We start from the raw sequence: 11,948 nt of genomic DNA, 5'->3' as shown, positions 1-11,948 counted from the left end.
CATATGTCTTTGTTGGAATATTCCAACTGCGGCCCTCAGTGCGATGCCAGCCGTTCTTCCGCTACCCGCTCGCCGGCGACATGTTGCTTCGCCAAATGTTCTTCCGCCCGACGGAGTCGGTAGGTGAGTGTTGACCGTGGCACGTCGAGATGCTCGGCGAGTTCGCCGACGTCGACCTCGCGGGGTGACTCGTAGTAGCCGTGTTCGACAGCGGCCTGGAGTGCGGCCTCCTGTGCTGGCGGCAGGCCGCTCGGTGTCCCGTCGCCTCCCCCAGCTGATGTCGTCGTATCCGCGGTGCGGAGCATCTCCATCTGGGCGCATTCCCCGACGGCAACCCCGAGGGAATCGAAGAACGCCGCCACATCGCCCTCGTCGGAGTGAATGAGCCGCCACGTGTAGTGGCGGCCCTCGTGACGGGTCTCGAACAGCACACCGTCGCCGAGGTGGTCGCGGGCGATGTGGGGGACTGAGGCACAGGCAGGGGTCCGCTCCCAGTCGGAGTAGAGGATGAGCGTGTCGTCCGTGCGGTCGAGGACACGGGTGGTCTGGGTTGCGCCGCAGTCCTCGGTGGCGAGACAGTCGGCGTAGTAGTCGCTGTTGCGAAACGCGTCCTCGATGGCGTCGAGTGCGTCCGGAGTGCCGGTGGCATGGTCGACTCGCCAGAGCTGGTCGGCAGTGGCGTGCAGCGAGAGTGAACGAACGCGAGCGTCGGGGTGGTCTGCGAGGGCGTCCGCCACCCTGTTGCAGCCGGGCTCGTATTCGAGAGCGAAGACGAGTTCGCGCATACCCCGACTAAGGCCTGCCACGACATAACCCATGGCTTGGGGCGATGTCTACTGGCGGGTATCAGATCACGTCGTCCGGGTCGTGAACCTCCTGCATTCGCTGTGCTTCGGCCGCGTATTGCTCCTGGAGGTCGGGGTCATCGACCATGCCAAGATTGCCGGGTTCAGCATCGACTGCTGCTGTCGTATCTCGGACGTCGGTGAAGGACGTGAGTGCGCGTTCCTTCCGATAGTACTGTTCTCCATCGGGTGTTGCGTAGGTGAGGATGATCAGGTTCTGCTCGTCATCGGAGTACGTCCGTTCGACAAGCCAAACACGAACGTCATCTTCAGACTGATTTGACATACTTAGACGTCCCCCGATATCCACTAAGGGATTGGTGTTACGGCTTGCCGAGACTCGCTGTCTCGAAGGGTGATTCTCCGGTCGGAATGAGCAGCTCCTGTCGGTCTCCGACCCGCTCAGCGAGCTTCCGTTTCAGATACTGTATCGCCGTTGACGGCGTGAAGACGCCCTTATCGAGCATGTCGCCGACGACGTCTTTGAGGGCCGCGAACTGTCCCTGTAGGTGGCCGTCGCCGACCGGCTTGCCGTCGTACCAGCGCACCGTCGCGAGCGCGCCGTTCCCGACGGTCTCTCCCTGTTCGACCGTCTCCGAGTCGTACTGCAGCCCGAACCACAGCGTCCGATAGGCGGTCACCTCGAAGGTGGGTGACACCACGAAGATCGCCTCGTGGTGGAGATAGTCGAGGTGGTCCGCGACGATCTCGTCGAGGGTGAGCCCGGTGGCACGGGGCTTCGGCTTGACGACCGACGACGGACGATCCTCGCCGGCGAGGTAGCCGTCGACGCCATCTGCTTCGAGGCCATCGGCCAGTTCCGCCAGCAGCTGTTTCGCCCACTTCGAGTCGGTGTCGTCGCCACCGAACGGTGTTTCGGCCGAGATTCGGTGCTTGAGCTTGAGATTCGCTGCACCCCAATGAGAGTAGTGGAGCGTGTACTGTCCGTCTGTGCGTTCGTACGCAACGAGTGCGCGGTGGCCCATTGAACAATCTCCTTGCAGGACGACCCACGACTGGATCGCCCCGCACCCCTCCCGGGGGACGAACAACGCTACTCGTCGATCGGGTCGGGGGAACTGAGGTCCGCGTGGAGGACTTCGCCGTCGCGAACGACGTACCGTTTCGCCAGCACGGGAAACCGGCACTTGGTAAATCCGGCTGTCTGGATGTCGAATTCTTCGTTCGGTTCGAGATACTCCGCGAGCGACCGGAGGAACTCGTGAGTGACGATGCCACCGTCGTAGTCAGGAAGACCGTTCTCACGGGCCTCGTACACTTCGAAGCTGTCGTAGCCCCAGATAACGAGTTCGCCGTCGTCGTCCACTTCCCAGTTGAGCGTCCCGAAGCAGTGGTTCTCACAGAGCTCGCGGACTGCCTGTGGATCCGATACGAGCGCGCCGGTCGATGTCGTTGCGGCTTGCAATGTTGCCATGGATTGTTCTCGGGAGCGGTCTCGCGCCCCCGCACCCTTTCAGGGGGCGAGCAACTGCTCACGCTGTGACGGCCACATGACGTTGCGCTGCCGATGCGTCGAGCTGTCAGGATTCTCTGTTGATGTCACCGTCCCTCGTCGTATTCGGTTGGGTGAGAAAATCTACCTGCTCGAGGAGCGTCGTCGCGGTGCTAATTCGCTCTCGATCAGCGGGCTCCAATTGGTCGCTGTCGATACTGGTGAGGCTACTGAGCGCGCGGTGGAGTCGATAGCCGGGGGTGTCTCGTGGATCCATGTGTGCGCCTCCGCCAATTCTCGGCGCCGAAAAACACCGGCGGGCAGTCAGCAGGTGTGGTATCGTCGGGTGGTCGCGAGCTGGCTTCTGTTAACCAACAACTCCGAGCCGACACCAGAATTGTTGGTTAATTTGACGTCGTCTTTACTGATCGGCTTCGGGTTCGGGCCCGTAGCGTGGCGTGCCGCACCGCTGACAGCCCCACATTGGCTGCCCGGTCCACTCGTCATCGGGGACAGCCTCGAACTCGCGGAATCGATGCTTAGTCTTCCGATCACACTCCCGACACTCGAGGTGAGTTCTCTTCGGGCGCTCGCGTCGTGGCTGTTCGGTATCGGTCTTGTCAACGGATTCCTGGACCGCAATCGCTGGCACCAGCCAGAGGTCGCCGTCTGCGTCCTCACGTAGGCTTGCAAGACGATCTTCGGAGTGAACCCCACTCCCGGTTTCCTCGTAGAGGAACGTCGTGTGCTCGCCGTCGTGACAGGACTGCGTCGTCTCTGTCCACGCCGTCCGCTCACGAGCAGCCGCGAGCAGCTGATTACCACATTCAGACGTGACCCGTGTCGCCGAGGGGAGCGAGGGCCACTGATCGACAAGCCGTGGGGCCGGTTCCTCGTCGAGATCATAGATTAGCTTGCAGTCATCGACTACTGGGTCATCGTCTGCCTTCGCGAGGAGGGTGGCCGCAGCAGATCCCTTCCCGACGGCGCCGTAGAACGTCGACGCCTCAACGACTATGTGGATGATATGGAGGAGAGTCTGTTCGGCAGTCGATGTGTCCTGATCGTCGGCTGCTTCGAGATGGTTCGTGAGACAGAACCGGCACTTCGACTGGCCAGCGGGGATCGACGCTCCACAGGAATCGCACTCGGTCTCACCTTCTGTCGGGTCGTCTGGATAGCCCGCGTCGACGCCACCAGAGCGTTGCCGCCGGGGCTCGCCACTACTACTGGCGAGTTGATCGTCGGGAACGTGGGTCGCTTCGCCGAGCGGTCGGAGGGCTTCGTAGTCGGCGTACTGGTCGGTCATAGAGTGATCTGGCCGTATCATGCTTCGTCTTCGGGTTTAAATAATGGCTCTCACATCAATCAGCCTACAGACATACAATCGAAAATCAGCAGTGTGGGCGTTAGACAGCCAGTTCGTCCAGCGCGTCGCGGTGGGTCCGCACGGTGACCACCGAGACGTTCGCAACGTCAGCGACGTCCGACTGGGTGAGCCACCGTCCGTCTTCGCGTCCGGCCTTGTACAGACAGGCTGCAGCGAACCCGGATGGTCGAACCCCCGTGGTTGCTCCGGTCGATTCGGATGCTTCCGCCAACTGCCGAGCCCGCTGCCGGATCTGATCGGAGACGTCGAGCTCCGACGCCAACCGCGGAACGAACGCGCTGGGCGTCACGGGCTGGGCTGGCAGGCCAAGTTCCGTATTCAGCGTCGTGTATGCGTTCGTCATCCGCGATTGCTCGACGCGCGCCGACTCGGTGATGTCGTCGAGCGTTCGCGGCCGCCCGTTACACCGACACGCGCCGTAGACACTCGCGGCGGCCATCGCCTCGATCGACCGGCCCTGCAGGAGGTCCTCGTTCTGAGCGCTGCGGAAGAGCTGGCAGGCCTGGTCACGGATCGTTTCGGACAGTTCGAGTGCACTACTGATCCGGCGGACTTCACTAAGCCCGTGTGCAAGGTTGCGTTCGGCTTTCGACTGAAACCGCCCACGCGTCTGTTCACGGCGCATCCGAGCGAGCCGCCGTCGCTTCTGTCCTGAGAGTTCGTTCCCGTTTGCATCGGTCCCGCGGCCGATCTTCGTCGACAACCCACGATCGTGCCGCGCCGCCGTCAACGGAGCGCCTGTGCGCTCGCGCTCGTCTTCGTCGAATCCTCGCCACTCCGGCCCGTGGTCGATTCGCTGCTCGTCGACGACGAGGCCACAGTCCTCGCAGACGGTTTCGACCGCGTTGGTGGTGACCCGGCCATCGCACTCGGGACACTGGTTCGAGTCGGTCTCGGTTTGGACGTCTTCGTCGAACGTCGTCTCGTAGATCTCTCTGGTAGCCATGAATACGCACGAGGGGGATCACCTGGTCTCCGTCTCTCGGAATGCCCCTCACCCATGAGGGGGCACAAATATACCACACGGAACGGCGCTGACTCCGATGAGGTGCAGTGGCGAAAGCCCGGCCGCGCAACGGCGCGTGAGCGCCGTGAGCAGCCCGGACCGTGGAGGTGGTGGGAGGTGGCGGTGACCGCTACACACCAGCAAAAAGGAGCGCGTCGCCCTGGCTCCTCCTCGACTGGGATGTCTGAATCCCAACCAGACTACATTTATTGGTGCCCAAGTCGTAGTTTTCCCGTTATGAAACCCGATACGCGCGAAATCATCAACGAGGAGCTCTGGCGGAGCGTCGTCTGGCTGGCCGTCGGCCTGTTTGGCTGGTCGCTTATCCTCACGTCGACAGATGTGCTTGCGGCATCAGCACTCACCGCGCTGGGATTACCTCTCCTCACGGCCTCGGTGCTGGCAGCCCTACTGGTTGGGATCCGTCTCGCGACTGGTTTGGAGTTAAAAGCGAAGACCGAAGGCAGCCAGCTCCTCTGGTTGATCGTCGGGAGTGTGCTCGGTGGATTCGTCGTGCTCTACGACGTGCTCGTGAACGGACGTGGCCCGCTCATCGTCCTCGGCTACGCTGTCGCTGTCGGGTTCGGGGTCCTGATCTGGCGTGTTGCTCGGCGACAACAGTCGACGGTGTGAGAATAGATTGGCTCACTGCATACAACGGCCTCCTCGTTCGTATGGGGCTGTATCTTTTGATTTTCTGGCCGACGGTCGGGTACTATGTGTACCGGGATTCGGTGAAACGAGGATTGTCCTCGCCGCAACTTCGCGGGGTCACGTATGGGTTCCTGGGAGTACCAGGGCTGCTCGTCTATTTGTACCGGAAATCTCGTGCAGAGACGCAGTCAGCGTAGCCGTCGAGGTATAGCCACAGAGAACGGTTCGAACAGCAGCATCTGCGGACAGTTGGACCCTATCAAACGAGCGCTATGTACGATAAGCCTCCCTCAACTCACCATCGCCTGTTTTCATCCCATAACATCGACCGACCACTCTAATTGGTAGTTACAGGGTATTGAGTGAGCCATCTCAATTGACAATTGACGGCCCATACTGAAGAACCAGCCCAGGAATAATTACGCCGACGAGAATGAGGACGCCGACAAGCATGGTATACGGAAGAGCAGTGAAGGTACTCAATCCGAGGAAGAGGGCCACCGCTACGAATACACAGACTGAAATCACAACGTTCTCGCGGGAAACAAGTGGTTCGTTCCGTACAATGATGCCCATTGAAACAGCCAGCAGTACTAAAATCGCGATTACTGCAGCGGTGAACACCTGCATTGAGTCGATTGCAAGTCCGTAGAACAACCCCAGACCGGCGAGCACGTACGCAAGCCCCAAGGCTGCGAGCCCGGCCAACTCTGTGCGTGAACGGTCGGCTTCCTCGTTATCCACAGTTGTTGGCATATGGTTATTTTGATAGCCACGACATATAACACCCTGTTATATCGGGGAATTGACCGCTGAGACCAGCCTACAGTACTCGATAGAATTTCCGTGTTGCATACAGAGGGAAGATATATCATGCCAGCAGGAATTTCGAAAGGTATGTCTGGTTCAGAATTTCCGTCCTCGTGGGGTGATCCTCGATACATCACCGCTATTGTCGGTGTGCTTGCTGTCGCCGCACTGTATGTCTATAGCGCCCTCACGCAGTCTGGCCCAACAATAGGCGAAATCACGTTCGTCTTACTGGTTGTCCTCCTCCCAACCACAGTAGCCTATGAAGCCGCTCGTCGCTGGTGAACCACCTCGTTCAGTCCACACGCTCTACGTACTAGTCACGTCAGGAAGCATAGATTGATCTCGACCTCTGGAGGGACTGTCTATGATCTCCTCTATTAGTCCGCAAGGTCGTGGCTGCGCGCGCAGCGACCGTAGGAAGCGAGCACGGAGCGGAGGGTGGGGTGGCGGGGTCTGGGTCGGTCCGGCACACAGCAAAAAAAGAAGAGTGCTCCGACTGGCTATGCTTCCCACCACCGACCGCGCTCTGGGAAGTGGATATCCGACCACCCAGTCAGCGCGATTGAGCACCGACCTTCGTACCAGTTTTTCGCTGCTGCCCGGAACCGCACTGTCTGGCCTTCCCGCACCACGGTTTGATTCGACCGTTCCCAGCAGGTGAACTTGATTTTCCCGCTGTCATCCGCTATCAGCCCGACTTGCTGAATCGCGCTACTGCTCGGTTCCCAAAGGGTCTGCACAGTTCCTTGAACTGTCACCTCACCGACCGGGACGTCCGGCACGTCCGCGATGGGCACGATCGCCCCCGGCGCCGCCTTCAACTCCTCAAGGGTCTCCAGCACCGCCTTCGTCACGTCCTCTCCGCGCTGCACCTTCTCGGCCAGTTGCTTCGCGACGACCGCTCTCGACCAGCCGCCCTGCACTTCATCGCTGATCCGCATCGCCTGCTTGTTCACCGCCGCGAGTTCCTCCTGCGTCAGCTTCTCTCGGGGATCCGTGCACTCCACCGGTTCGGGCTCGTCCCGGCCACACTGCTCGACGACGACCTCCCGCGTCCGCTTCGCGCGTCCCTCCTGCTGACTGAGTTCCGCCTGGGCACTGATGTGCTCCAGCTCGGCTTCCCGGGCCTCGATACGCTCCTCCTGTTCGAGAGTCTTCCCGAACATGTGATCCGGGCCCTCCTCGACCCGCGCATCTGGGTGGTTGGAATCGACTTTCGCCTGTACTTCCATGTCGACCGTCGCTCGGAACTCCGGGGTCTCGTCGACGACCTCGAACCCATCCTCGTCGACCTCAGCTTCATCGTGTTTCTCGAAAGCCTGTTCATCGACCGAAACTACTTCACTGGAGACGTTCTTACTTGACATTGGAACTCACTGGTTCCTGAAGGCGCTCACGCGCCCGACACCGCGATGCTCCTACATCGCGGATTTCCTCGACGACAACGACCGACAGACTCGTCTGCGCGCTCTCGCTCGCGCCTTCGCGAGCGCCCTGTGGGCGCGAGCGAGAGCGCGCCCGAGGCGGACGATCATCCAGCACCGCGCGCCGACCCGCCCGGAGCGAGCGGCCAGCGGGATATGCCCGCTCGTGTCCGGCCCGATGTGCGGGTCCGTGTCCAGGGCGACTGTCGCCGAGAACGCGCGCCGCGGTGTGGCGCGCGACAGCGCAGGCGGCACAAAGCGCTGGAACGCGAAAGCCCGCAAGGGGCGCAACCGACGGGGATACCCGCTGGCGCCGAGGGCACATCCATTTTAGCCCGGAACGGGCGCGGGCGGTGCGGAGAGCGCCCGCACGCCCGGAATGGTCGGTCGCGAGCGACGCGGAGGGCGGCAGCGGCGAGCGGGGCGGGCCGCTACGTACACACCTGTTCAGCCGGCTACGTCGCTCGGTGAGGCATCTACCGTCCTGGCGGACTCAGAAAGGGCGAGGCCGTCTCGGTCGTCCCCCGACCCCGCAAGCACCACAGGCACGAGGAGCGCAGCGGTGGTCGCGGGATGCCGAGCGGCCGAGGGCTTTCAGAAACTGTATTTCAATCGTCGTGCTGCGCGTTCAATTCTGTAAGGAACTGGCCGGCTGCTGTCCCGATACGAACACCGTCGACGTTACGCATCTCGAGGTCATGCGTGGCAGTCCGAAAGGGGTGGTGGTCGACGAGGATACGTTGGATAACAGTTCGGACGGGGCCGGTCCCGTACCTGTCGACGACAGTCGCCATCATCTCGTCGAGATGTGCATCCCGGTGCTCCGTCCGGGGATGCTGTGCGCGCTCGAGGATGAGTTCGACCACGTCGTCAACTGATGCGTGCTCGGGGTTCTTCGTTCGTTCACGAACGTCGTAGAGAGCGTCGTTATCGGACATTCCAAATCACTTCGAAGGATCCTCCATGGTGTCAGGGCTCCTCGAGCAACGAGCGAGCTCGCTGCACGTAACTGTTCGCGCCCCAGCTACGGGCGTCACTGATCGCATCGAGGAGCAGCCGCGCATCAGCAGCTGATAGGTGTTCAGTTCGAACGAGAACCGAGAGCAGTGTCGGTGTTGTGACGAGCCTGGTATCAGCGAGGGAGGCGTGGATCAAGCCAAGTTGGTTGAACTCGTCACAGAGGAAGAGCGCAGCATCGAGATCGTTCGCGAGCGTGACCGCCGCGTTTTCACCGTCATCGAGGGGGAACTCGGCATCGAGGTCCACCGATTGTGTCGTGAATGACTCCGTTTGGTCGAGGACGGCGGACGCGGCGTGTCCATGGACGTCATCGTAGGAGGCGATCTCTCGGAGTTCATCGATGACCGCCGTTGGGACGACGACCTCGTACCGGGAGAGACAAAGTGCGAGTGGATCGGGATCGTCGTCAGTAACGATGCCGAGACTCACGAGGGCGGAGGCGTCTGCGATAAGCCGCGACATCTACGCGTCGGCGACCTCGTCGATGAAGTCCTCGTCCAACTGCTGTTTCAACACTCGGAGGTTTGCCGCCTCCTCGGCGCCGACGAGCGCTTTGAGTTGCTCGAAGGTGATCTCATCGTCGTAATAGGCGGCAGCGATCTCCTGGGTGAGTGCGTCGTCGTGAGTAGCTTCTTGGAGGTACTCCCGAAGCGCGGTCACGAGGACGTCTGTTCGGTCTTCCCCGAGGACTGCGGCCAGTGCGTCGGCCCGGTCGATGAGGCGATCGGGGGCCCGAAACTGCACGCGCTTCTTATCGGTGCTCATGATGTGTACATTGTGAGCCAACGCACTTAGCCGTTTTCGTGTGTACGATGTGAGCCTCACTCGGCCAAGCGTCACCCGTCCACGAGATGCTCCTCGAGGTCACGCGTCCAGTACGTCGCGAGCCCACCAGGGCTACAGCGAGCACACAGTTGGAGCGGCCCCTCGAGATGGCCGAGTTCGACGCGGAACCGGGTAAGTGCCGCGAGGGCGTCGACGACCAGTCCGCACCCGTCGCAGGCGTGGTGGTCGCGCTCGTCGGGATCCGACCGCGTCTGGGTGGCGCAGTCGACACAGATTGGGTGCGTCACCCGTTCGTCTTTCCCCCACGTATGCGCCTCGCCCATCTCTGCACCGGGCGGTGAATCGCAGAACGCACACCCAGAAAGCGTCTGTTGCATCAGTTGTCCTCCGGGTCGGCGTCGGTGGCGGCCTGCCAGCCACGATGGAACACAGCGAGCTGGGTGATCGACTCGAAGGGCTTGCTACTGGGCTCGTGGACGAGAATGCGTTGGTCAGGGATCGGCGTCACCACATCGTCCTCGACAAGGTCGCCAACGAGACGGCGGGCAGTCGCCTCATCGATGTCCGCCGTCGCGACTCGGGACGCATCCCGATCCTGTGCAACGAGTTCGTTTTCGAGTCGTTCGTAGTCGTCTGTCGTGTCGTCGATGATATCTTGACCAGGCATAGGAACTCACGCTTCTGCACGCGCTTCGAGCGCGCCTCACGCCTCCTGGCGCCGATAGACACACCTGCGGTGCGGGCACGATGTCCTACGTCAGCGATCTGCCTTCAGCTAGCCTCGTTCCTGGTTGGAAGGGAGCATGACGCTACTCCAACACCTACTGTGAGCCACCCCTTGCTGTCGGTCCCTGTCGGTCTGTTAGAGTGCGATCACGAGCCCGGTCACGAGTGTCACGAGCCCGAGTGCCAGCCACGTCGTCCGCGCTGCAAGGCGCTGCCAAACCCGCCTCCCCAGCTGGCGGAGTTGATCACGGAGGGCTGCCCGTCGTTCCGTTTCCAGGACTGCGACTTCGTCGTAGTAGTCGCGGCGATCTGCGGGAAGCGTCCGGAGTGTCGTCTGGCACTCGCTGCAGGTGTATTCGAACTCTGCCCGGACGTGCTGGCGGCGGAACTCTTGCTCGCCGCCCTCGTCGTAGCCTGTGACCTCGTACACGAGGAGTTTCGAGACGAATCGACGGTTCCCACACTCCGGACAGTGGTTCATTCTGAGCGTTGGCGTTCCATCCTCGCTGCTTGCATCGTCTGGCCAGGATGTCTGTGGCTCTGTGTCCTCGGTCTCTCGGGGTGGGCTCGTGTGGTTTTCTGACGGCGATGCACTCGCTGTCTCGGAGTTACTAAACGTAGACATGGATTCACCTGTGACCGCGCTCAGTTGACACCAGGCTGGACACCACGGCGGCTCTCGTGTGGTGCCCATCGGGCTGAGCGCCGTCACCCTTGGTCGGCGCGATAAACGCCACTGCGAGGGAGTCGTCTAGTCGTCCCACAGTGCTGCAATCCGGTCTTCGATCTCGTCGAGGACCAGTTGCAGGACATCACGATGATCGGTCGGCCACGAATCATCGTCACCGGGCGTCGGGGCGGTGGGCGGGGGATGGAAGTGGTCGCGCGTATTGTGGGGGTTCGGATGCCGATCCCATCGGCATTCCCAGGTGTGCCCCGAATGTAACTCACGATAGTGGATTGTGAAGTCGTCGTTCGTGTACCAGCGGACAGTCAGGGTTGCGTCGTCGACGGGCGCTGGGTAGTATGACGATGCAAAGACGACCTGAAGCTCGAAATGGCCGCTTGCATCCGTGATGGCCGCGTGGGAGACCTGCCTCGTCGCATGGAGCCGTGTCTGAAGGAACTCGAGGATGGGACGATCGATGGGGGCCGGGCTCCCACCATCGCCTGTCGGTGGCACCATCGAGCGGGCTACCCGGATGCCTGTTCGCGTTCGCTACCCGTGCGTTGCTGGCGCGCCCGTTCGTAGCAGTCTCGCTCTTCGCGGGCGGTCGCCCAGTCGCCGAGGTCGCTGTACACGTCGTCGATAGTCCGCTCGTCGCTGCCCTCCGCGGCGGCGACGGCATCAACGACGGCCGGTGACGCGGCGTCGTACGCCTCCTCATACTTGGTGATGCGCGTTGTGAGCTCACGAACACGTTCCTGCAGTTCCTCAACGGAGTGGTCTACTGCGAGCTGGTTGATGCGTCGCCACTCGAAATACGCGTCATTGCGTTCGTACGTGGCTGGATGACCATCGTGTCGGGTGACGATGCCGAGGTCGTCGAACCACCCCAGATACTTCCGGGCGGTCTTGGGGTCACAGTCGGCGGTGTCGGCGATCGCGCTCGCCGTCGTCGGCTCGCGGGTCTGCAGGATGGTGCCGTAGATGCGCTGTTCGACGTCGTCGCTGCTGAACGGCTCCTCGAAGGGGGGCGGCCCATCGGGGGCGTCTGTCTCGAACATATTCAGGATTGCAGCGTGAAGGATATAGTTCTTACTTCGCGGAATAGTTTCCTGACTGAGTATCCTGCGGGAGCCCCCGTTTTGCGGCGAGATTGAGCGTAGT

General features: G+C 61.7%; 18 protein-coding genes. 1 reads left to right on the top strand and 17 read right to left on the bottom strand.

From position 1 onward, the window contains the following. Positions 1 to 35: 35 nt before the first annotated feature. The 7 genes from NDI54_RS20375 to NDI54_RS20345 form a co-directional block, all read right to left on the bottom strand. Positions 36 to 785, bottom strand: a complete 750-nt coding sequence (locus NDI54_RS20375) for a helix-turn-helix domain-containing protein (RefSeq protein WP_006183449.1) — start codon at positions 783 to 785, stop codon at positions 36 to 38. Positions 786 to 846: 61 nt separating this feature from the next. After that, positions 847 to 1,131, bottom strand: coding sequence for a hypothetical protein (locus tag NDI54_RS20370; RefSeq protein ID WP_006183450.1), 285 nt, complete (start codon positions 1,129 to 1,131; stop codon positions 847 to 849). Between the two features lie 37 nt (positions 1,132 to 1,168). Then, positions 1,169 to 1,831, bottom strand: coding sequence for a DUF6735 family protein (locus NDI54_RS20365; RefSeq protein WP_006183451.1), 663 nt, complete (start codon positions 1,829 to 1,831; stop codon positions 1,169 to 1,171). A gap of 68 nt (positions 1,832 to 1,899) precedes the next feature. Continuing rightward, positions 1,900 to 2,280 carry a hypothetical protein gene (locus tag NDI54_RS20360; RefSeq protein ID WP_006183452.1) on the bottom strand — a complete coding sequence of 127 codons (381 nt, stop codon included), beginning with the start codon at positions 2,278 to 2,280 and terminating at the stop codon, positions 1,900 to 1,902. 106 nt (positions 2,281 to 2,386) lie between these two features. Beyond that, entirely contained in the window at positions 2,387 to 2,575 is a 189-nt protein-coding gene (locus NDI54_RS20355; RefSeq protein ID WP_096396460.1) for a hypothetical protein, read from the bottom strand. Positions 2,576 to 2,719: 144 nt separating this feature from the next. Next, positions 2,720 to 3,607, bottom strand: coding sequence for a biosurfactant protein 1 (locus tag NDI54_RS20350; RefSeq protein WP_115862221.1), 888 nt, complete (start codon positions 3,605 to 3,607; stop codon positions 2,720 to 2,722). Between the two features lie 100 nt (positions 3,608 to 3,707). Further along, positions 3,708 to 4,634, bottom strand: a complete 927-nt coding sequence (locus tag NDI54_RS20345; RefSeq protein ID WP_119712833.1) for a transcription initiation factor IIB — start codon at positions 4,632 to 4,634, stop codon at positions 3,708 to 3,710. A gap of 297 nt (positions 4,635 to 4,931) precedes the next feature. Between NDI54_RS20345 and NDI54_RS20340 the strand changes: the two genes are divergently transcribed. Further along, positions 4,932 to 5,327, top strand: coding sequence for a hypothetical protein (locus tag NDI54_RS20340; RefSeq protein WP_310898192.1), 396 nt, complete (start codon positions 4,932 to 4,934; stop codon positions 5,325 to 5,327). Between the two features lie 393 nt (positions 5,328 to 5,720). Here the strand turns inward: NDI54_RS20340 and NDI54_RS20335 are convergent, their stop codons facing one another. The 10 genes from NDI54_RS20335 to NDI54_RS20290 form a co-directional block, all read right to left on the bottom strand. Beyond that, a complete protein-coding gene (locus tag NDI54_RS20335; protein ID WP_310898191.1) occupies positions 5,721 to 6,104 on the bottom strand; it encodes a hypothetical protein in 384 nt (127 codons plus the stop codon). Between the two features lie 557 nt (positions 6,105 to 6,661). Continuing rightward, entirely contained in the window at positions 6,662 to 7,528 is an 867-nt protein-coding gene (locus tag NDI54_RS20330; protein WP_119712828.1) for a DNA-binding protein, read from the bottom strand. A 665-nt stretch (positions 7,529 to 8,193) separates the two neighbouring features. Continuing rightward, positions 8,194 to 8,523: a hypothetical protein gene (locus tag NDI54_RS20325; RefSeq protein WP_119712827.1), complete on the bottom strand. Its 330-nt coding sequence runs from the start codon at positions 8,521 to 8,523 to the stop codon at positions 8,194 to 8,196. A 31-nt stretch (positions 8,524 to 8,554) separates the two neighbouring features. Further along, complete coding sequence (locus tag NDI54_RS20320) at positions 8,555 to 9,067, bottom strand: PIN domain-containing protein (protein ID WP_079235407.1); 513 nt, start codon at positions 9,065 to 9,067, stop codon at positions 8,555 to 8,557. Then, positions 9,068 to 9,370, bottom strand: a complete 303-nt coding sequence (locus NDI54_RS20315) for a hypothetical protein (protein ID WP_119712826.1) — start codon at positions 9,368 to 9,370, stop codon at positions 9,068 to 9,070. Positions 9,371 to 9,441: 71 nt separating this feature from the next. Then, a complete protein-coding gene (locus tag NDI54_RS20310) occupies positions 9,442 to 9,768 on the bottom strand; it encodes a DUF7558 family protein (protein ID WP_119712825.1) in 327 nt (108 codons plus the stop codon). Beyond that, complete coding sequence (locus NDI54_RS20305) at positions 9,768 to 10,058, bottom strand: hypothetical protein (protein ID WP_119712824.1); 291 nt, start codon at positions 10,056 to 10,058, stop codon at positions 9,768 to 9,770. Before NDI54_RS20305 ends, NDI54_RS20310 begins: the two co-directional genes overlap by 1 nt. Before the next feature lie 195 nt (positions 10,059 to 10,253). Next, on the bottom strand, positions 10,254 to 10,742 hold the full coding sequence (locus tag NDI54_RS20300; RefSeq protein WP_310898190.1) for a hypothetical protein: 489 nt from the start codon (positions 10,740 to 10,742) through the stop codon (positions 10,254 to 10,256). A gap of 126 nt (positions 10,743 to 10,868) precedes the next feature. Continuing rightward, entirely contained in the window at positions 10,869 to 11,303 is a 435-nt protein-coding gene (locus NDI54_RS20295) for a hypothetical protein (RefSeq protein WP_310898189.1), read from the bottom strand. 8 nt (positions 11,304 to 11,311) lie between these two features. Then, positions 11,312 to 11,845: a DUF7342 family protein gene (locus tag NDI54_RS20290; RefSeq protein ID WP_220619791.1), complete on the bottom strand. Its 534-nt coding sequence runs from the start codon at positions 11,843 to 11,845 to the stop codon at positions 11,312 to 11,314. Positions 11,846 to 11,948 lie beyond the last annotated feature (103 nt).

Origin of the sequence: Haloarcula terrestris (assembly GCF_031624315.1) — an archaeon.
Taxonomy (GTDB): Archaea; Halobacteriota; Halobacteria; order Halobacteriales; family Haloarculaceae; genus Haloarcula; species Haloarcula terrestris.
This window is presented reverse-complemented; position numbering and strand designations above follow the sequence as displayed.